Here is a 19307-nt window from a genome sequence, read left to right as displayed (position 1 = left end):
AAAAACTTCTCATACGCATTACCTATTGTACGGGGTGTGTCAATAGTTGTCAACCACCGCCCATCTGCTCATCATCCCAAGATGCCACCAGACTAAAAGCCAGATCCCGGTCGAACCCGTTCTGCATCAGCCCTCGATACGCCTTAGCCCGCCAGGTGGTGAGGTCGTTGTTTCGATGCCGGCGGCGGTGAAAGCGCAGCCACCTTATGGCCGCTTGTTTTTCCCAGTCTTTCGGAATGGCCGCCAAGGCTCGATCGATGTCTTCGCCCCGGACCCCCTGACGGGTCAATTCCCACCGAGCTCGCCAGATACTGGTCCGGCCCGCCTCCACGCGTCTCTCCAGCCAGCGCCGGGCGTAGGCGACGTCGTCGATCCAACCTCGCCCCCGTAAGCGGTCAATCACCCGGTCCACCACATCAACCGGATGGCCCTGTCTTTGCAAATGTTCTTTCACCTGGGCTGCCGACCGGGACCTTCGCGCCAAATACTGGAGCGCGCGGTTCCACGCCTCGGCTTCGCCGGTGGTTTCACTCATCGAAAAACTCACCTTCGTCCGACCCAATCAAGCCCGATGCGGGGCGGACTCCCGCCGAGCCCTCGGCGTGGCACATGCTGCGAATCTTTCCTTCGATACGATCGGCGATCTCCGGGTGTTCCTTTAGAAATTGCTTGGCGTTTTCCCGGCCCTGGCCCAATCGTTCACCTTCGAAGGAATACCAGGCCCCGCTCTTTTCGATGACATCCATCTCCACTCCCAGATCGACAATGCTGCCCTCCCGTGAGATTCCTTCCCCGAACATGATGTCCACATCCGCTTGTTTAAAAGGAGGGGCGACCTTGTTTTTTACCACCTTGATCCGAGTCCGGTTTCCGATCAGTTCGTTTCCTTGTTTAAGGGCCTCGGCCCGCCGCACTTCCAGGCGCACTGAGGAGTAAAACTTCAGCGCCCGCCCACCGGTGGTGGTCTCGGGATTGCCGAACATGACGCCGACTTTCTCCCGAATCTGGTTGATAAAAATCGCGATCGTCCGGGACTTGGAAATCGCCCCGGAAAGCTTACGCAAAGCTTGGGACATGAGCCTGGCCTGCAGACCCACGTGGGAATCGCCCATGTCCCCCTCCAGTTCGGCTTTGGGAACCAGCGCCGCCACCGAGTCAATCACAATAATATCCACCGCGCCGCTGCGCACCAACGCCTCGGCGATCTCCAGAGCTTGTTCCCCGGTATCCGGTTGGGAAATCAACAGCTCATCGATGTTGACGCCAAGATTGCGGGCATACACGGGGTCCAAGGCGTGTTCGGCATCGATAAACGCCGCTTGTCCGCCCAACTTCTGTACTTCGGCGATGGCGTGCAAAGCCACCGTCGTCTTGCCCGAAGACTCCGGACCGTAAATCTCGATCACACGCCCCCGGGGGAATCCCCCGACCCCCAAAGCAATGTCTAACGCCAAAGCGCCGGTGGAGACCACTTCGACGTTCATACTCGCCTGGGCCTCTCCCAGTTTCATAATCGAACCTTTCCCGAATTGTTTCTCAATCTGGCGCAGCGCCATGTCCAGTGCCGCCTTCCGATCCGCCACCCCTGCCCACTCCTTCCCTTCTTCTCGCTTGACTAATTCGCTCCGGGACCCGTCCGTTCCTGCTAACCTTTGTGCGTCTTTATTATAGCAAAGCTCGACCCCACGAACATTCGTTTGGGATCTGCGGCGAAAAAAATCCCCGCCCCGGCGGGGATCCACCGCCCGGGCCCTCAGGCCCGGCGGCTTCGAGGGCGCGCCGGTTCCAAGTTGACCCGAAGTCCATTGATGCGCGCCTGGCGCAGCGCCTCGAATACAAAGGGTGCCGATTCCTCCTCCACTTCGACGAAGGCGAACCGATCGTACAAGTCGATCTTGCCGATCGCCTGACCGGGGATGCCCGTCTCCTCCGAAATTATCCGCACAAGATCCCCGGGTCCCACATTGGCGCTGCGTCCAATGTTTAGGAAAAAGCGGACCATGCCAGGGGATGCCCCGGTCTCGCCAAAATCGTAGTCCTCCTCCTCGCCCGTGTGCAGATCGTCGGCGCTGGCCAGCTTTAAAGCAGCGGCGGCCAGATCCACCGGATCGAACTCATCCAGGAGAGAGCCGAGAATGGCGCGGTAATTGGCGATCCCCCCCTCCTGGACCGTGCGCCGCAACCGCTCCCGCCAGTTTTCGGCCACCCGTTCCGCCACATCCGCCAACGTGGGGACCTCCCGCCCCACCAAGGGAGCTTGGGTCTCCCTCTCGATCTGTTTCAGCAACTTGAACTCCCTGGGAGTGACCAAGGTAATGGCCAGTCCCCGCCGACCGGCCCGTCCCGTCCGGCCGATCCGATGCACATACGATTCTGGATCCTGGGGAATGTCATAGTTAATCACGTGGGTGACATTGGTCACGTCGATCCCCCGGGCCGCGACATCCGTGGCCACCAGAAACTCGATATCCCCGTTGCGGAATTTTTTCATCACCCGATCCCGCTGGGCCTGGGACAAATCGCCGTGAAGTCCGTCCACGAGATATCCCCGGGCCAGCAGTGCCTCGGTCAGCTCATCCACCCCGCGCTTGGTGCGGCAAAAAATGATGCCGAGCGACACGTCCTCGCTGTCGATGATCCGGCACAAGCTTTCCAGCTTGTTGCGTTCCAGCACTTTATAGTAGATCTGATCGATCAGGGGGACGGTCATTTCCCCCCGGTTGACCGTCACGTGCTCCGGGTTTTTCATGTACCGGACTGCCAACTGCTTCACTTCGTGGGGGAATGTGGCCGAAAACAAGAGCGTCTGGCGTTCCTGGGGTGTCTCCTTCAAAATCGCCTCAATATCTTCGATGAACCCCATATCCAACATCTCATCCGCTTCGTCCAGAACCACGGTGCGCACTTTGTCTAACTTCAAGGTGCCCCGGCGCAAATGGTCCAACACCCGCCCGGGAGTTCCAATGACCACTCCCACGCCCTGCTGAAGCGCCCGAATCTGGTGACCAATGGACTGCCCGCCATAAATCGGGAGCGTCCTCACCCTGGCATACTTCGCGATCTTGCGCAACTCCCCGGCCACCTGGATCGCCAATTCCCGGGTAGGAGTGAGAATCAAGGCTTGAACGTGCCGACCCGTACCCATCATCTCAATAATCGGCACCCCGAAGGCCGCAGTTTTCCCCGTTCCCGTCTGAGCTTGACCAATGACATCTTTTCCTTGCAACACCAGAGGAATACAAGCTGCCTGAATCGGAGAGGGTTCCTCGAATCCCATATCATCAATGGCTTGCTGCACTCTTCGGCTCAATTGAAAATCAGTAAATGTTGTCATTCTCTCACCTTTCTGCAGGACTTAACCCTTCATCCATCGCCCCGACTTTTCGCCACAGGGCGAACAGTGCCGCCTTGGCGGCCCGAATGCGCACTTGGCGGCGGTCTCCACGAAATCGAAATTCTTTTACCCAGGGATCCGCATTCCGATGATGCACGGCGATATACACCAAACCCACCGGTTTTGTCTCCGTACCGCCATCCGGTCCGGCGATCCCGGTAATTCCAATCCCCCAGTCCGCTCCGAGATGCTCGGCAACTCCCTGAGCCATCTGGATGGCCACCGGTTCGCTCACCGCTCCGAGACGCTCCAGGATCTCCCCGGAAACGCCCAAAACCGCTTTCTTCACATCATTGCTGTACGATATCACTCCGCCGACAAAATACCGGGAACTCCCCGGAACGTTGGTGATCATCTCTCCCAGGAGCCCCCCGGTGCAGCTCTCCGCGGTGGCAACGGTCATTCCTCGGGCTTGTAAAACTCGACCTGCGGCCACCTCCAGGGTTTCCGCGTCGACGCCGTAGATATATCGCCCCAAGCGCCGGCGCAGCTCTGCCTCCAGCGGAGCGATCCGTTCCCACGCCTCTTTTTCCGAGGCAGCCCGGGCGGTTAACCGGAGCGTAACCTCCCCTTCGGCGGCCAAAGGGGCCAGAGTTGGGTTACTTTGGGCGGCCAACAAATCGGCGATCCGTTCCGCCAGGTGTGATTCGCCGATCCCGTAAAGGCGAAGCACTCGGGAACGAATGGTTTCGTTCCCGCCCATCCAGGTTTGCACCAACGGAATCACCGATTCCCGGACCATGGGTTCGAACTCCGTGGGGGGGCCGGGTAAAAGGACGTACCGCCGCCCCTCCGCCTCCACATACTGTCCCGGCGCCGTTCCCCGGGGATTGGGAATCATGTTCCCGCCCTGAATGACCATGGCCTGGCGGCGATTGTTTTCCGGCATGTCCCGGCCCAACCCAGAAAAGTATCCTTCCACCGCACGAAGCGCTTCCGGGTGAAGCTCTAAAGGCCGCCCGAGAAACTCCGCCACCGTCTCCCGGGTCAAGTCGTCCTCGGTGGGCCCCAACCCGCCGCACAAGATCACGAGATCGGATCGCTGCCGGGCCGTCTGTAACACACTCAACAGCCTGCCCCGGTTATCCCCCACCACTGTATGGAAGTATACCCCAACCCCGACCAGAGCCAATTGTTCCGAAACGAACCGGGCGTTGGTGTTGGCAATCTGCCCCAGCAAGAGTTCCGTACCCACAGCGATGATCTCCGCCTTCATCCCGCTGCCCCCGCCTCGTGATTCGAGTTCCCGTCATGCTCGCTCAAGTTTTCCCAAACCCGATCACGTGTCGATTTTTCACGAAATAATCGATTCCGGAAATGACAGTGATCAGTACGGCCAGGTACATGATCCAGGCTGCCACCGGAATGCCGACGTACGCGAAAGGCAAATTATTCATCATTAACGCGACGACCGCCACGATCTGGGTGACCGTCTTCAACTTCCCCATCCGACTTGCAGCGATGACTGTGCCTTCCGCTGCCGCCACCAATCGCAATCCCGTCACCGCGAACTCCCGGCTGATGATGACGATCGCTTCCCAGGCTTCGACCCGGTGCATTTCCACCAAGGAGATGAGTACCGCCGAAATCAGGAGTTTGTCCGCCAAGGGATCGAGGAACTTCCCAAAGTTCGTGACAATCCTGCGCTTTCGCGCAATGTACCCGTCCAACCCGTCGGTGCTTGCGGCGACGATAAAAATCAGCGCGGCCACGATTTCATTGACCGTCAGCACATGCCCCGCCAGCGACACCCGACCGAAGTTATAATGCACCAAGAGGAAAAACATGACAACCGGCACCAGGAAAATGCGGGCGATGGTGATGCGGTTGGCCAGATTCACCTAGACGCCCTCCCCGGCCAGATCAAAATCGAAGGAATGGGTGATTCGCACTTTGACGAATTCCCCGGGCCGCCCACCTGCACCAGACACAAAAACCTGTCCGTCGATCTCCGGAGCGTCGTACTCCGAGCGACCGATCCAGATATCCGGGCGCCGGTCGTCTTGGCGTTCGAGCAGGCAATCGATCACCTGGCCCACCCGGGCCGCTCCCCGGGCCGCCGAGGCTTTTCTCCCCACTTCCATCAACCAGGCTGCCCGGCGCTCCTTTTCCGCTTCGGAAATCTGGCCCTCCATGGCAGCTGAAGGGGTGCCTTCCTCCCGGGAGAAGGCAAAGACGCCGATTCGGTCAAAGGCCATCTCTTCTACGAAATCGGCCAGCCGCAAAAACTGTTCCTCGGTTTCCCCGGGGAACCCCACGATAAACGAACTGCGTATCGCCACATTGGGTATGCGGGTTCGAATCCGCTCCAACAACTTCCGAACTTGACTGTTCCGGCCCGGGCGATGCATAGCCCGAAGAATCTCGTCTTCCGAATGCTGCAGCGGCAAATCCACGTACTTGCACACCTTGGGCAACCCGGCCATCGCGTCGATCAACTCGTCGGTAAAATACCCCGGGTACGCATAATGCAAGCGAATCCACCGCAGTTCATCCACATCGTTTAACGCTTTTAACAGGTCGGGCAACCGTCGCCGACCGTACAAGTCCAAACCGTACTGGGTGGAGTCTTGGGCAATCAGACTGATCTCCCGAACCCCATCCGCGGCCAGGCGCCGAGCCTCTTCAACGATGGACGGGATCGGGCGGCTGCGAAACTTTCCGCGCATTAAGGGAATGGCACAAAAAGTGCAGCCGTGGTCACATCCTTCGGCGATCTTGACATAGGAAGAATACGGCAGACCAACTCGTTTTCGAGGAGTGACCTCGTCATAGAGATACACAGGATTTCCAAATCGCATCGGGTGCCTACCCGCTAAAGCCTGTTCCACCACTTCCGGGACGCGGTGAAACTCGCCCGTTCCGAGCATCCCGTCGATCTCGGGAATCTCCCGCATGAGTTCCTCCTGATAACGCTGGGCGAGGCATCCGGCCACCACCAAGGCTTTGCAATGACCGTTTTCCTTGTACTGAGCCATCTGAAGGATCGTGTTCACCGATTCGGCCTTGGCTTGGTCGACGAACCCGCAGGTATTCACGACGATGACATCGGCTTCCTGGGGATCCGCGACCAAGTCAAACCCCCAGCGTTCCATGAGGCCCATCATCACCTCGGAATCCACCTGGTTTTTTTCGCACCCGAGGGTGACCACCGCAATCTGACGCCCCATTATGAATCCTCCAACCGCCGTCGATTGACATGTACACTACAGTATACTCCAAAACTGATGGGCGTGTACAGGCGCCCAGATCGCCACTTTAACGAAAATTGGTAAACTGGACATCTAACGGAAGGTCAGCATCCTTGACCAATTGAATGACTTTTTGCAGGTCATCTCGGCTTTTTCCGGAAACCCGCACCTGGTCGCCTTGAACAGCTGCCTGGACTTTGAGCTTACTGTTCCTCACGATTTGGACGATCCGTTTGGCGTTGTCCGCATCGATCCCTTGACGAATACTCACCCGCTGGCGCACCGCTCCCCCGGCGGCGGGCTCAATCTTGCCGGATTGCAACGCTTTTAAGGACACTCCGCGTTTAATCAGCTTTCCTTGAAGAATATCGATGACACTGCGGAGTTTATATTCATCATCGCTGAGAATCACCAGTTCCGCCCCCTGGCGTTCCACGCGACTGACACTGCCTTTGAAATCAAAACGGGTCTCCAGTTCCTTCATCGTTTGATGGACGGCGTTATCCACTTCCTGAAAGTCGACCTTGGAGACAATGTCAAAACTATTCTCTTTGGCCACGGCACTCCCTCCCATCACCACGGCATATTATACCACAGTCCAGGCAGAAAACAGGAAACCCGGAAACCGAGTGGTTTCCGGGTTCGGAGAGCCGCCGACGTCAACCGGGAGCACTCATCGCCAATCGGGCTGTACCTGTGATTGTCGTGCCTCAGTAATAAGGCGCCGGCCATAGCCGTTGGACGAATGCCCGAAATTGATCGGCAACCCCTGAAGCGGGTCGACCGTTTTGAAGATCTTGGGAGAACGTCTGAAACCGTTGCATCACCGCCGGGTTGGCGCTGACCCGGACGATGCGAATCGACGGATCGGCTCTTCGGATCACGTCGGTGACCCGTTGTTTCAATTGATTGGACACCGCCACATCGGTTTGTCCGTAAGTGGCTCCGCCGCTGGGTGAAGGACTCGGCGCTGGCTGTCCGGGCGCCACACCGCCGGGTGCCGGCGGTCGTCCTTGGGTGGTTCCCTGATCCAGGGCCACATAGGCGGTATCTCCGGAGACAAAGACCGTAGCGGCGCGAACGCCGGGAATCTGAACGACTTTTTGCGCCAGGTCGTCCGCCACCCGCACGCCCATTGCACGAGGTGCCGGCGCGGGCGCCGGAGCCGGAGCACCCCCCGGTGCTGGAGCTGGCGCGGGCGCCGGGGCCGGAGCTCCAGGATTGGCCTCCCGGGATACTCCGCATCCAGTTGCAAACAACGATATGGTCGCTGTCAATGTCACGGCGAGCAACGTACGGCGATCCATGACAGTCCCCCTCTCACCCTAGGTACCGTTAGTATCGCCGCACCGATGGCAACTATGCGCAACCTGCCTGATGCCCGACGCCGCACCTCAGGAGGAGCTTTTCTTCACCGTATAGGTCAGGACGTCCGAGGTCACCGGCTCGAGCTGCTGACCGTTGACCATGACAGTTAACGACGACGCCCGACCCGCGACAATCCTCACCTCTTGATTCCCTGTAAAGGTTCTGCTTTCCCCCGGTTGCAATGTTCTTTGCTCGACCGGGTGGCCGTCCGCTTCTGCATCAATCCAGCACGGATGGGGTCCGACCCGTAAAACGACCTCTAATTGATCCACCTTCCCCACATCCACCATATATTGAGAAGCATTGCGCTTCACCACTTGAAGCACCGGTTGAGGAGGCGCTGGGGCAGGGGGGCTTTGTGCAGCCGGCGGCGGGGCTGCTGGCACCTGGGAAGCGGTCGTGCCATTCGGTTGGGACGCGGGGGGCGCCGAACCCGGGTGCCGGTTCGCCAGAAACCAGTACCCGCCAAGCAGCACGGCTAAAAGGGCTGCGCTCGCGGCAATTTGTGGGACGGCTCGGCGGATGCGGCCGGGCTGAGACAGGGTGGTCACGTCTCCGTCCCCCGTAACCTCCCGAGATAGCGGGGCGGCAGGCGCCGACAGTCCCGACTGGGTCAACACCTCATTTCCGTCCAATCCCAGAAACTCAGCGTATGCCCGTACAAACCCCCGGGCATACACCCCCGGGGGCAGCGCGCTCAGATCCCCCCGTTCGATCGCCTCTAGGTACACGGAACGGATTTTTGTCGCTTCGGCGACCTCCTCGAGAGTCAACCCCCGGCCCTCCCGGGTTTTCCGGAGCAATTGCCCGACGTCCTCCATGGCTCCTCCTCCTTGGCGGCGTGGTTTTACTCATAGTCACTCAACACACAGGGCAACTCTTCGTACGTAATTTCTTCTTCAGGGGTATTCCGCAGCTCGATGATCCTGTCGAACAGATCCCATCCGTACTCCGAATGGCGCACGAAAATATCCGGATGCTCAATGATTTTCGGACCGGGGATTTTCAAGACTTCTCGAACCAGCCTGCGGTGTTCTTCCCCGGCCCTGCGAGTGGACACAATGCCATCAATAATATAGACGTTGGTGGACGGATTGCGCTCGTCCGGGTCAAAATCGGTGCGAATGGTTTGCTTGATTAACGTCGACGAGACAAAGGTCCAATGTTTATTGGCGTACACGCTCGCCGCGACGATGGACTCCGTCTTCCCCACCCTGGGCATCCCCCGCACCCCAATCACCTGATGCCCGGGTCGCTTCAACAGTTCTCCCAGAAAATCCACCAGAATTCCCAACTCGTCTCGGGTAAATTTATAGGTTTTTAAATCACTCGACTCCCGGGCGATGAATCGGCCATGGCGAAGGGCGATGCGGTCGATCAACGTAGGCTGCCGGAGGGCGGTGACCTTGATGCTGTTGACATGTCTCAGCAATTGGCGCAGCACCGAAATCTTTTGCCGGTCTTCGACTTGTATGAGAAGACCCCGACGAGTGTTCTCCACCCCGTTGATGGTGAGGATGTTTATGGATAGCATACCCAGGAGAGAAGAAATATCCCCCAAAAGCCCGGGGCGGTTCTTGTGAATGTCGTACTCGAAGTACCAGTCCTCCATGAAATCGAGCTCCTCCCCATGTCAAAATCCCGAAATCCCCAGTGTGTAAAGCGTGGTGAATCCGGTTAGTCTCAAAGAAGGAGAGGGGGGATTGGCATGGCCCGCAACCGCGGCGTCAACCCCGGGCGAACCTTGGTCCTCGTCGGCGGGCTGTTTGCCGCCGCCACCACGCTGGAAACGGCACTGCTCAACCTGGTCATTTGGACGTCAAACCCAGATCTGGTTCCTTTTTTAACCTACCAAGCCGCCGTGTTTCTGTTCGCCGGACTCGGTTTTGCCTTTGCAGGGATTCTGGAGCGCTTCGACCCCGGCATCCCTTTGCGCACCGGGGCGGTGGTCCTCGCCGCCGTGGCCGTCTGGGCGGCTCTGGCGGAACACTGGTTGGGGCACCGACCCCTCGCGGCGGGATTTCTGAACGGCTTAGGGACCGGGCTCTACTGGTGGGGATTTAACAAACAATGGCTTCGGGCCACCGCCCCCCGCACCCGGGACCATTACCAGAGGCTTCACACTTTCACCGCTTCCACGGCCTCGATTTCTACGCCCTTGGCCGCTGAAATCGTGTTCCGCACGTTGCCTCGAGGGGAGCACCCTTTCCTGTTCGGCCTTGTCGCTGTGCTGCTGGTCCTATTATACCGGACATCCAGGCGTCTTGCCCCTCCGCCGCCGGAGCTGTTCGATTGGAAAGAAACACCGCCCCTGTCCGGCAGCTGGCGGGGTCTCCTCGGCGCGAGTCTCCTCTGGGGAAGCCGAGAGTCACTGGCGCTCGCTCTCCCTCTCGTCTTCGTGTACGTCGTCACTGGCACCGAGGCGGCCAGCGGTCTCTATCTCATCCTCTCCTCCACCGCGACGCTCATGGGCGGATTCTTGGTGGAACGATGGCTCACCGCCCGGTCCCGGCGTCGCCTGTTGTGGCTTTCCGCTGCGGTACTCGTCATAGCCGGGCTCGGGCCCACCCTGTTTCCCAGCTCGGCAGCCCTCTATATCTTTGGCGCAGCCAATGCGCTGGCTGTGCCCTTTGCCGCTGCCTCCTACGGGGCTGCGAGCATGGATATCATAGGCGGTCTTCCTCAGGCGGGCACCCACATGGGACAATATTTTTTGATGCGAGAGTGGTTTCTCACGGCGGGACGCCTTGGATCTTTGACGATTCTCATGGCTGGCGCTCTGGTCTTGCCCACCGAAACGGCCTTTCGCCTCGGTTTTTTCCTGACTGCCGCCGGTGGTGCCGCCTTTGCCGTCGGTTTCGCTCCGGTGGCACAAAGTCGACGCCTCGGTTACGAGAACTGAGCCAGCGGTTGCGAGGGATGCCCAGCACTAAGGGTGCTGAGAGCCCCGGCGCCGTTCGAGCTGTGCCGGAGTCCACAGAACTTCCCGGGGTTTACTGCCTTCAAAGGGGCCGACAACGCCGCGCCCTTCCATCTGATCGATAAGCCGGGCGGCCCGGGTGTATCCGATGCGGAGCCTCCTCTGCAAAAGGGATACCGAGGCTTGCCCGGAGCCCACCACCAGGGCGACGGCCTCGTCGAACAAGGGGTCCAAATCCTCTTGAGGACTCTCTTCCCCGCCCGACACATCCCAGTCTTCTCGATACTGGGCCGGCATTTGGGTTTTGACCGCTTCCACCACCCGTTCCACCTCCGCCTCGGAGACAAAGGCACCCTGTACCCGAATCGGCTTTGGAGCGCCGACGGGAAGGAACAGCATGTCCCCCCGGCCGAGTAATTTTTCTGCACCGCCCATGTCGAGGATCGTCCTGGAATCTGCCTGGGAGGAGACCGCGAAGGCGATCCGGGAAGGAATGTTGGCCTTGATGAGCCCGGTGATCACGTCCACGGAAGGCCGTTGGGTGGCGACGATCAGGTGGATCCCGGCCGCCCGGGCCATCTGGGCCAGGCGGCAGATCGCATCCTCCACCTCTCCGGGAGCGACCATCATCAGATCGGACAACTCGTCCACCACGACGACAATGTATGGCAAGAGAGGGCGTCCGAATCGACGGGCCAATTCGTTGTACCGTTCCATGTCCCGGACCCCTTCCCGGGCGAACAAGGCGTATCGCCCTTCCATCTCCTCCACGACTTTCTTTAGAGTGGCGGCCGCTTTCCTCATGTCGGTGACCACCGGAGCCATCAAGTGGGGGATCCCCCCGTATACCCCCAGTTCCACCATTTTCGGATCAATCATGACAAGCTTCACCTGATCCGGGTCGGCACGAAATAGCAGGCTGATGATCAAACTGTTGATACACACGCTCTTACCGGATCCCGTGGCACCGGCGATGAGCAGATGGGGCATCTTAGCGAGATCCGCCATCACCGGCGTGCCGGAGATATCCCGGCCCAAAGCCAGGGTGAGCAGGCTTTTCGCCTGAGTAAACTCCGGGGTTTCTAACACCTCCCGCAAGGGGATGATCGCGATTTCCCGATTGGGAACCTCAATGCCTATGGCCGACTTCCCCGGGATGGGAGCTTCCATGCGGATATCCGGGGCCGCCAAAGCCAAAGCCAAATCATCCGTCAACGCCACGATCCTGGATACTTTGACGCCCACGGCCGGTTGGATCTCATAACGGGTGACCGCTGGCCCCCGGTAAGCCTGCAACACCTTTGCCTTCACGCCAAAACTTTCAAGGGTTTGCTCAAGTTTGTGGGCATTGGCCGCAACGTCCTTCAGATCCGAGCTGTTTCGCCCCGGCGGCGCCGGGTTTAATAACCCGATGGACGGCAGGTGGTACGTGCGCCCAAGAGGACTGGCGGACACGACGGTTCCTTCCTCCGGAGTCGGCCCAACCCCAGATGGCCGGTCTTTGGACAGCCGTACTTGAATCCGGGATTTGGCCTCATCGACAACGGCAACCGGGTCGTCCTCGTCGGCCTCTGTCCCCGCATCGACAGCGGGTGGAGCAACGATGGTGTCGGGTTGCGCTTCCTCCTCGACCCACGCCCCGGCTTCGGAAAAATCGCGAATGGGAAACGCTTCTTCGGACGCCTTTCGGCCCCCCTTTGGTGTTCGACGGCGTCCGGCCGCTTGAGCATCCGCGTCAGAGGTCGCCCGCCAGGCGTCGGCGAGGGCTTTGATGCGGGTGGAAATCCCCTGAGCCAACTGGACACCCCACCTTTTCAAGGTCTCCCACACTGACAGGGCCGACTGGCCGGTGGCCAGAATGATCGCCGCCATGGCGGATATGAGCAGCACGATCTCGGTGCCTAAAGTATCGAATAAAAAGTGAGTGGCGGAAAAAAGGGCATACCCCACCGCCCCACCCCCCACACGCTCCGGGGGTGCGACGGGGTGCCCGCCTTCGGTTGCACCGGTGCTGGCCAAATACAACTGGTCAATCCGGTGGGTGGTGATCGTCCACAGATCCGGTGGAGTCAAAGGATGGCTGCGGATAAGGGAGGTGTAGAGGTTGAGCTGCTCCCAGGTGAGAAGAACGGCGATAAACAGAAAGACTCCCGTCACCCGAAGGTTCCAAGAAGGGGCGCGGCCTTTGACAATCACATAGCCCCCGACCCACAGCATGGCCAGGGGGACGAGGACATACCACCCCCCCGCCACCCACATGGCGAGGTGAGCGAGGGATCGGCCGATCCACCCCAGCTGGGCTAGACAAATCAAGGAGGCCGCAACAATGGCCAGCCCCGTAATCTCCGTTTTCATCCATTCCTTGGCCTGCTCGACCTTACTCACGCCATGCCCACTCCCTCGGAAAAACCGCTGTACGTTCTACTACATTTCTCCAAGGGAATCGGCTTTTCCTTCCGGACGAGGTTCCCGGGCCGGTTTCGCCCCGGCTGGCATCGGCCAAATTGTTATGGGATTCCGAGATAAAGGGAAAGTTCGCGGCCCGGCTGGTATTCCGGCCGGAGATAATCGGCGGGGTTTGGGCTGATTAAACGCACGATCCGCACGCGATCCGCGCCGATGGACTCCACTTCCAGACAGGCGGACCCGACCCGGATTTCCATTTTGGGGGCAGCAGGCCGCGCTTCTCCTGCAAAAACAAGGGAAAGAGGCACCGCGGTGTAGAGAATCATTGGATCACCGGCTTTCCCGCAGGAGGTTGGCGGGTTGCAGCGGCGTCCACCATCTCCCGCAATTTTCCGAGCGCCCGACCTATGCCGCCGATCTCGTCGATCAGTCCGTAGCGGACGGCATCTTTGCCTACCACGGTGGTTCCGATGTCCCGGGCCAACTCTCCGGTTTTCATCATCAATTCCCGAAACTGGGCTTCAGAGATCTTGGAGTGATCCACCACAAAGCGCACCACCCGTTCTTGCATGCGCTCCAGGTACTCCCAGGAAGCTGGCGCGCCGATGACCATACCCGTCAATCGGATCGGGTGAATGGTCATGGTCGCCGATTCGGCGATAAAGCTGTACTGCCCGGCCACGGCGATGGGCACGCCGATCGAATGCCCCCCGCCGAGCACCAAAGTCACCGTCGGTTTGGTGAGGGTCGCGATCATCTCGGCGATGGCTAACCCGGCCTCCACATCCCCTCCGACGGTGTTCAGAACGATGAGCACCCCTTTCACCTTGTCGTTTTGCTCCGCGGCCACCAGTTGCGGAATCACGTGCTCATACTTCGTCGTCTTATTCTGGGGGGGCAAAATGATGTGGCCTTCGATCTGCCCGATAATCGTGATGCAATACAGATCGCTGTCCACCTCCGGAACCTGGGTTTGTCCCAGCCGCTCTAAAGCCTGCAAAGGGCCGGAAGGAGGCGGTGTCGCCTGAGGAGGGGCGCCCGGTGTCTCCTCCCCCTCACCCGCAATAACAAACGGTTTTGGGTGGTATTGATCCATGTTTGATCCCCCTCGACATCTCACGGTAGCTCAGATTCCGCGGCCCGCCCGTCGGGCCCCGTTGCCCTTAGTATGTCCGGATGAGGAGGAAAACCTTGGGTGGCTGGGAGAAAGGCTTGAGGATATATGATTCTGAATCGATTGACAATGGTAAAAAGCGGGGAGCGGCATCGTCCCGGATTCCTTGAGTTCGAGCAGTCGACGGGACGACAGACGGGGCCGCCGGTGCACGTGAGCGTCCGGCGACCCTGTCCCTCACACCATGTTCACATTGCATCATGCGCCTTCAACCAGTCAGCCGTTCGCGGATATACCCGCTTACTGGCCGTCCCGCCGTACACGAGGCTGACGTGTCCGACGGGGAATTGGTATTCCGTCCGATCGGAACTTAAGATGTGTTCAAACAGCGCCTCGCTTTGTGGAGGGGGAACGATGTGGTCCCGCTCGGCCGTCAGCAGAAGAACGGGACAACGGATCTGACTTAAATCCACGGGACGGTCCCGCAGGATCAATTTCCCTTGGACCAGTTTGTTCTCCTGGTAGAACTCGTGGATCCACTCGCGGTACGCCTCACCCGGGAACGGAGTTCCGTCGTTGACCCATTTGTTCAACATCCTCCAACTGTGGACAAAAGTTTCGTCATCCACCCGATCCAGCAATGAAACCCAGGGATCGACAAAATTACTCATGGGCTTCAACATTTTGTTGCCAAAATCAATCACTTCGGGCGGAACGTTGCCGAAGGTTTCTACAAGCTTATCCACATCAAAATACTCTTTGCGCAGCCATTGATTGTACAACGGGGCATGTCGAAAGTCGATCGGCGCGGCGAGCAGGGTCAAATCCTTGACTTTGTCTGGAAAAAGCGCGGTATACATCGCTCCCATCGTTCCGCCCATGCAGTAGGCGAACATGTGAATTCGGTCCGCGCCTGCGTGCCTCAAAACCCGCCCCACGGCCTTGTCGAGATAGTCGAACATGTACTCCGCGAACCCGTTGTGTCGATCTTCAGGTCCAGCGACACCCCAATCGATCATGTAAACCGAGAACCCCTGCTGCACAAGGAATTCGACAAAGGAATGTCCGGGCTCCATGTCGAGGATGTAGGGTTTGTTGATCATCGCGTACACCATGAGTACCGGAAATTGGTGTACACGCTCCACACCGGGTAACGAGAAATGATACAGGCGCATCTTATTCTTTCGCCAGATGGTGGTCTTGGGTGTTTGTCCGGCCGGCGGTTCAGCCTGGCTGAGGATTTCCGCGGCTTTGCGGTACCGGCGCCAACCGGTCGGCGCTTGTTCCAGCCACCGGGAACCCATTCTGGCCAGGGCATCCTGTTGAAGAAACATCGCATTCCACATGGTCTGCCAACTCTCTGCCGCCATCATCGCTCCCCTTTCGCAATTGGCGAGTTTCTCCGAATGTTACATGTACATGCCACCGTTCACATTCAGGCATTGTCCGGTGATGTAATCTCCGTCCACCACCAGGAACCGGACAACTTTTGCCACTTCTTCTGGAAGACCGAACCGGCCCATAGGAATCCTCGCTTTGATTTTGTCCTGAACTTTTTCAGGGACCGCCGCCACCATATCCGTCCAGATAAATCCCGGGCACACGGCGTTGACGGTGATGTTATATTTGGCCGTCTCCAGGGCGAGGGACTTGGTGAATCCGATGATGCCGGCCTTTGCCGCGGAGTAATTCACTTGACCGAACCCGCCTGTTTGGGCAATGATGGAAGAAACGTTGATAATACGACCGAACCCGTTCTCGATCATCGAGGGGAGAACCCGTTGTGTGAGGTGGAACATGCTGTCCAGATTGGTGTGCATCACATCTTCCCACTGGGCTGCAGACATGTTGAGGAACCGAGAGTCTCGGGTGATCCCAGCGTTGTTGACGAGGATATCGATCGGTCCAAATCCGTCGGAAACTTCCTTCCACAACCGATCGATCTCCTCCGGTTGGGAAACATCGGCCCTCACGGCGGCAACCCGATCATTGTGCGCGCTGAGTTGTCGCACCAAAGCCTCAGCCTGTTCTGCGCTTCGGCAATAGTTGAGAACTGTGGTCGCCCCGAGCCTGGCTAACTCCCGGGCGATGGCCGCGCCAATCCCCCGAGAGGCCCCGGTGACCAGCGCAACCTTACCCACCAATACACGTCCTTGAACGACCATTTCCTCAGCAAGTGCCATTCTGATCTCCCCCGTTCTCCCCATCGTGGTCGGTCATTACCGTACATAAAACTCATGGACGACACGCGAATCCTGAAAGAAGAGCATTCAGAAGCCTTTTGCGCCCAGTCCGGAGCTATTCCTCGCCCCCGGAAGAGGGCGCATCCCCCGAGACTTCCCGATCCTCAGGACTCTCGTCCCGACTCGCGGTCCGCCGGCCCCGGCTTCCTTGGCCAAGTCGGGTTCGACTCTCCAGAGCCTCTTGCATCTTTTTCAAGGTTTCTTCCACCCGAATGAGTCGTTCGTCTATGGCATCGATCTTTTCATCCACCGCCGCCACCATTTCCCCGAGCCTCGCCACGTCGTCGATGGAGGGGAGGTGGGATTTCTCGGCGACGGATTTCATCGTTTGGGAAACTAATTGGTTGATTTGAAGAAAAGCCTGCATCATTTGGGCGGATACGATGGAATAGGTTTCGCTCGTCAGAAGAGTGTTCCATGCCTCGGCAGCCTGTGGTTCCCATTCATCGTAGATTTTCTTCCATGCTAAGAAAGGATCTGAATACTGAACGGTCATGCCATCCGCTCCTTCGTCAAGCTCCGATTCTAACGCAATGGTACCGGCGACCGACAGTCATTGCCCCCCGCCCCCGACCGGGCTCCCACCCCCTTGGCGCACTATCAGTTGACGGTCTTTCTACGACCAAGTGTACCAAAACTCATGTAACAAAGTCGTCGACTGATGTCGAAGAACATGTGAAAAATATGTTAAGAATATGATAAGAAATCCTCGATCTTGATGATCTCTTGTTGTCACACCTTTGATATATAGCGCTACCCCCTCTTCAATATTCCCGACCGATTCGATGTTCACAAAAAACCGCCCGTTTGCGCCAATCCGCAAAAACGGGCGGTTCTTCGTTTCATCGGGAAAGATGCCGGGCTGATCCCTTTAAGCGTTCTCTTTGCCCCAGGCGCTCAACCAAGGACGCACTCCGTCCTCCAGGGCATGAAACCATTGGTATTGGGCTTTTTTCAGCGCATCTTGATTTTGATCGACGAAGTCCCAAAACACTTTACGCTGTTCCTGAACCTGCCGGATCCAAGTCTGGTTTTGCTCCTCCCACCGCGCCTCGTAGGCTTCGCTCCAGTCCATATACGACTTCCAGGGCGTCCACCACAGATCCTGGGCCTTCTGGGCCAAAGTCTCCCAGGACTGATTCTGAGATTGCTGGGCGTCCCCGGGATTCGAGCCCTTCGGCAAGAAACTTTTCCACACCTGTTCTGACTCCCGGATCAAATCTTTGGTCAAACCCTCTACATTTTTCCGAGCGGTGGCGAGCAGTTTTCGAGATTCGGCGACGGCATTCAAATAGTCGTTTTCCCGCTTTTCGATAAACCGTTGCCAATCGCCGGCCCTGTCTTCGTAATATTTCCAGGCTGGGTCGAGAATGGTGTCACTCCGGTAGGTCGTCTTCTCGGGTTTCTTTGGATTCGGGGTGGCCTGGGTCATGGTGACTCCTCCCTGTTTTCGTTGAATTGGCTGAGTCTGTCAAAGATTCGCCGGAAACCCCCAAAAACGGGTTGTACAGATTCAAGATACTGCTGTAGGTCCGAAAAAACTGGTCCAACATACTCTGGTAACGCTCCAATTCCGCAGCGTACAACCGCAGGTACGCCTCTCCGGCGTCCGTAAGGGAATAGAGGCGCTTTGCAGGTCCCGCTGTCTCCGTGTTCCACTCGGACTGTACGTAATGGTCTTTTTCCAGTTGCCGAAGGATCCGGTACACGTTCCCCCGGTCTAGATCTTGAAAACCAAAAACAGCCAACTTTTGAACCAATTCGTACCCGTGAACCGGAACTTCCCGCAGGATCAACAGGATGTACGGCAGGAGAAAATTTTTTGGCGTTTTGCCAAGGAGCCCCCTTTCCATTGGCGTCTCCGTCATCTCAATTCACCTCTAAGTGTATTTTACATCTATAAGCACGCCCATGTCAATCCCGAATGTCAGAGGACCAATCCTCCGTCCACCGGAATGATCGCGCCATTAATAAAGCTGGCGGCATCTGACGCCAAAAAGAGGTAGACGTGCGCCACCTCCTCGGGACGCCCCATGCGTTTGAGAGGTGTGCGCTCTTCCACCATCTGTAAGATTCTGTCTGGCACCTTCGCGGTCATGCCGGTTTCAATGAACCCCGGGGCGACGGCGTTGACCCGAATGCCTTTGGTCCCCAATTCCCGGGCCCAGGTTTTCGTCAAGCCGATCACGCCGGCTTTGGTGGCCGCGTAATTCGTCTGACCGATGTTGCCGTACAAGCCCACCACCGAAGAAGCATTGAGGATTACGCCTCCTCCCTGCTGGATCATCACCGGGGCAGCCGATTTTGTGCACTGCATGACACCTGTTAAATTGACCGCCAAAACTTCGTGCCACGCGACAAGGGGAAGTTTGACCAACAATCCATCCCGGGTAATCCCGGCGTTATTGATCAGGACGTCGATTCGTCCGAATCGCTCCAGGGTTCTGTCCACCATCTCTTGTACCTGGTCTTCTTTTCGAACGTCCACGTGGAGGAAGAGGGCCTCCGTCCCGCCTTCCTTGAGTTCCGATTCTAAAGCTGAGCCCTCCGCGTCCCCCACGTCCGCCAACACCACTTTTGCGCCATGGGCAGCAAAGAGGCGCGCAGTCGCCCGTCCGATGCCATTGGCCGCGCCGGTGATGACCGCCACCTTATCTTTCATCAATAGTGA

Annotated in this window: 20 protein-coding genes; 1 reads left to right on the top strand and 19 read right to left on the bottom strand. The window is 58.3% G+C overall.

Annotated features, from left to right (window positions below; genetic code table 11):
• Nucleotides 1-49 precede the first annotated feature (49 nt).
• From BTUS_RS07985 to BTUS_RS07940, 10 genes are all read right to left on the bottom strand, one after another.
• Nucleotides 50-535: a regulatory protein RecX gene (locus tag BTUS_RS07985; RefSeq protein WP_013075603.1), complete on the bottom strand. Its 486-nt coding sequence runs from the start codon at nucleotides 533-535 to the stop codon at nucleotides 50-52.
• Complete coding sequence (gene recA, locus BTUS_RS07980; RefSeq protein ID WP_013075602.1) at nucleotides 528-1583, bottom strand: recombinase RecA; 1056 nt, start codon at nucleotides 1581-1583, stop codon at nucleotides 528-530. The genes BTUS_RS07985 and recA overlap by 8 nt, the downstream gene beginning before the upstream one ends.
• Nucleotides 1584-1753: 170 nt before the next feature.
• Nucleotides 1754-3334, bottom strand: a complete 1581-nt coding sequence (locus BTUS_RS07975; protein WP_013075601.1) for a DEAD/DEAH box helicase — start codon at nucleotides 3332-3334, stop codon at nucleotides 1754-1756.
• A 4-nt stretch (nucleotides 3335-3338) separates the two neighbouring features.
• Entirely contained in the window at nucleotides 3339-4610 is a 1272-nt protein-coding gene (locus BTUS_RS07970; RefSeq protein ID WP_013075600.1) for a competence/damage-inducible protein A, read from the bottom strand.
• A gap of 43 nt (nucleotides 4611-4653) precedes the next feature.
• Complete coding sequence (gene pgsA / locus BTUS_RS07965) at nucleotides 4654-5235, bottom strand: CDP-diacylglycerol--glycerol-3-phosphate 3-phosphatidyltransferase (protein ID WP_013075599.1); 582 nt, start codon at nucleotides 5233-5235, stop codon at nucleotides 4654-4656.
• A complete protein-coding gene (rimO, locus tag BTUS_RS07960; RefSeq protein WP_013075598.1) occupies nucleotides 5236-6564 on the bottom strand; it encodes a 30S ribosomal protein S12 methylthiotransferase RimO in 1329 nt (442 codons plus the stop codon).
• 88 nt (nucleotides 6565-6652) lie between these two features.
• A complete protein-coding gene (locus tag BTUS_RS07955; RefSeq protein ID WP_013075597.1) occupies nucleotides 6653-7144 on the bottom strand; it encodes a YajQ family cyclic di-GMP-binding protein in 492 nt (163 codons plus the stop codon).
• Nucleotides 7145-7295: 151 nt separating this feature from the next.
• On the bottom strand, nucleotides 7296-7892 hold the full coding sequence (locus BTUS_RS07950; protein ID WP_013075596.1) for a YhcN/YlaJ family sporulation lipoprotein: 597 nt from the start codon (nucleotides 7890-7892) through the stop codon (nucleotides 7296-7298).
• Nucleotides 7893-7979: 87 nt separating this feature from the next.
• Nucleotides 7980-8774, bottom strand: coding sequence for a helix-turn-helix domain-containing protein (locus BTUS_RS07945; RefSeq protein WP_013075595.1), 795 nt, complete (start codon nucleotides 8772-8774; stop codon nucleotides 7980-7982).
• 26 nt (nucleotides 8775-8800) lie between these two features.
• Nucleotides 8801-9565, bottom strand: coding sequence for a DUF3388 domain-containing protein (locus BTUS_RS07940; protein ID WP_013075594.1), 765 nt, complete (start codon nucleotides 9563-9565; stop codon nucleotides 8801-8803).
• A 96-nt stretch (nucleotides 9566-9661) separates the two neighbouring features.
• Here BTUS_RS07940 and BTUS_RS07935 point away from each other — a divergent pair, with 96 nt between their 5' ends.
• The gene (locus tag BTUS_RS07935; RefSeq protein ID WP_013075593.1) at nucleotides 9662-10855 is read left to right on the top strand and encodes a hypothetical protein; all 1194 of its coding nucleotides are present in this window, start codon (nucleotides 9662-9664) and stop codon (nucleotides 10853-10855) included.
• A 27-nt stretch (nucleotides 10856-10882) separates the two neighbouring features.
• Here the strand turns inward: BTUS_RS07935 and BTUS_RS07930 are convergent, their stop codons facing one another.
• From BTUS_RS07930 to fabG (BTUS_RS07890), 9 genes are all read right to left on the bottom strand, one after another.
• On the bottom strand, nucleotides 10883-13228 hold the full coding sequence (locus BTUS_RS07930; RefSeq protein WP_052300734.1) for an FtsK/SpoIIIE family DNA translocase: 2346 nt from the start codon (nucleotides 13226-13228) through the stop codon (nucleotides 10883-10885).
• A gap of 152 nt (nucleotides 13229-13380) precedes the next feature.
• A complete protein-coding gene (locus tag BTUS_RS19240; protein WP_013075591.1) occupies nucleotides 13381-13605 on the bottom strand; it encodes a YlzJ-like family protein in 225 nt (74 codons plus the stop codon).
• Nucleotides 13602-14375 (bottom strand): ClpP family protease, encoded by a 774-nt coding sequence (locus BTUS_RS07920; protein ID WP_013075590.1) that lies wholly within the window; start codon nucleotides 14373-14375, stop codon nucleotides 13602-13604. The genes BTUS_RS19240 and BTUS_RS07920 overlap by 4 nt, the downstream gene beginning before the upstream one ends.
• 266 nt (nucleotides 14376-14641) lie before the next feature.
• Nucleotides 14642-15727, bottom strand: coding sequence for a class III poly(R)-hydroxyalkanoic acid synthase subunit PhaC (phaC, locus tag BTUS_RS07915; RefSeq protein WP_407635228.1), 1086 nt, complete (start codon nucleotides 15725-15727; stop codon nucleotides 14642-14644).
• Nucleotides 15728-15802: 75 nt separating this feature from the next.
• The gene (gene fabG, locus BTUS_RS07910; RefSeq protein ID WP_013075588.1) at nucleotides 15803-16576 is read right to left on the bottom strand and encodes a 3-oxoacyl-[acyl-carrier-protein] reductase; all 774 of its coding nucleotides are present in this window, start codon (nucleotides 16574-16576) and stop codon (nucleotides 15803-15805) included.
• 115 nt (nucleotides 16577-16691) lie between these two features.
• A complete protein-coding gene (locus BTUS_RS07905) occupies nucleotides 16692-17132 on the bottom strand; it encodes a DUF4349 domain-containing protein (RefSeq protein WP_013075587.1) in 441 nt (146 codons plus the stop codon).
• A 375-nt stretch (nucleotides 17133-17507) separates the two neighbouring features.
• Entirely contained in the window at nucleotides 17508-18068 is a 561-nt protein-coding gene (locus BTUS_RS07900; protein ID WP_013075586.1) for a hypothetical protein, read from the bottom strand.
• Nucleotides 18013-18504 carry a poly-beta-hydroxybutyrate-responsive repressor gene (phaQ, locus tag BTUS_RS07895; protein WP_041303946.1) on the bottom strand — a complete coding sequence of 164 codons (492 nt, stop codon included), beginning with the start codon at nucleotides 18502-18504 and terminating at the stop codon, nucleotides 18013-18015. Before phaQ ends, BTUS_RS07900 begins: the two co-directional genes overlap by 56 nt.
• Before the next feature lie 59 nt (nucleotides 18505-18563).
• Nucleotides 18564-19298 carry a 3-oxoacyl-[acyl-carrier-protein] reductase gene (gene fabG / locus BTUS_RS07890; RefSeq protein WP_013075584.1) on the bottom strand — a complete coding sequence of 245 codons (735 nt, stop codon included), beginning with the start codon at nucleotides 19296-19298 and terminating at the stop codon, nucleotides 18564-18566.
• Between the last annotated feature and the right edge of the window lie 9 nt (nucleotides 19299-19307).

It is taken from the genome of Kyrpidia tusciae DSM 2912, assembly GCF_000092905.1.
In the GTDB taxonomy this organism is placed as follows: Bacteria; Bacillota; Bacilli; order Kyrpidiales; family Kyrpidiaceae; genus Kyrpidia; species Kyrpidia tusciae.
The sequence above is the reverse complement of the archived record's forward strand: the minus strand, read 5'-3'. Positions and strand labels throughout refer to the sequence as shown.

Coding starts and splice junctions, on each gene's coding strand:
- BTUS_RS07985 (WP_013075603.1), bottom strand. CDS start 535: ATGAGTGAAACCACCGGCGAAGCCGAGGCGTGGAACCGCGCGCTCCAG.
- fabG (WP_013075584.1), bottom strand. CDS start 19,298: ATGAAAGATAAGGTGGCGGTCATCACCGGCGCGGCCAATGGCATCGGA.
- phaQ (WP_041303946.1), bottom strand. CDS start 18,504: ATGACGGAGACGCCAATGGAAAGGGGGCTCCTTGGCAAAACGCCAAAA.
- BTUS_RS19240 (WP_013075591.1), bottom strand. CDS start 13,605: ATGATTCTCTACACCGCGGTGCCTCTTTCCCTTGTTTTTGCAGGAGAA.
- rimO (WP_013075598.1), bottom strand. CDS start 6,564: ATGGGGCGTCAGATTGCGGTGGTCACCCTCGGGTGCGAAAAAAACCAG.
- phaC (WP_407635228.1), bottom strand. CDS start 15,727: ATGTTTCTTCAACAGGATGCCCTGGCCAGAATGGGTTCCCGGTGGCTG.
- BTUS_RS07905 (WP_013075587.1), bottom strand. CDS start 17,132: ATGACCGTTCAGTATTCAGATCCTTTCTTAGCATGGAAGAAAATCTAC.
- BTUS_RS07920 (WP_013075590.1), bottom strand. CDS start 14,375: ATGGATCAATACCACCCAAAACCGTTTGTTATTGCGGGTGAGGGGGAG.
- BTUS_RS07935 (WP_013075593.1), top strand. CDS start 9,662: ATGGCCCGCAACCGCGGCGTCAACCCCGGGCGAACCTTGGTCCTCGTC.
- fabG (WP_013075588.1), bottom strand. CDS start 16,576: ATGGCACTTGCTGAGGAAATGGTCGTTCAAGGACGTGTATTGGTGGGT.
- BTUS_RS07930 (WP_052300734.1), bottom strand. CDS start 13,228: ATGAAAACGGAGATTACGGGGCTGGCCATTGTTGCGGCCTCCTTGATT.
- BTUS_RS07970 (WP_013075600.1), bottom strand. CDS start 4,610: ATGAAGGCGGAGATCATCGCTGTGGGTACGGAACTCTTGCTGGGGCAG.
- BTUS_RS07940 (WP_013075594.1), bottom strand. CDS start 9,565: ATGGAGGACTGGTACTTCGAGTACGACATTCACAAGAACCGCCCCGGG.
- BTUS_RS07975 (WP_013075601.1), bottom strand. CDS start 3,334: ATGACAACATTTACTGATTTTCAATTGAGCCGAAGAGTGCAGCAAGCC.
- BTUS_RS07950 (WP_013075596.1), bottom strand. CDS start 7,892: ATGGATCGCCGTACGTTGCTCGCCGTGACATTGACAGCGACCATATCG.
- BTUS_RS07945 (WP_013075595.1), bottom strand. CDS start 8,774: ATGGAGGACGTCGGGCAATTGCTCCGGAAAACCCGGGAGGGCCGGGGG.
- BTUS_RS07900 (WP_013075586.1), bottom strand. CDS start 18,068: ATGACCCAGGCCACCCCGAATCCAAAGAAACCCGAGAAGACGACCTAC.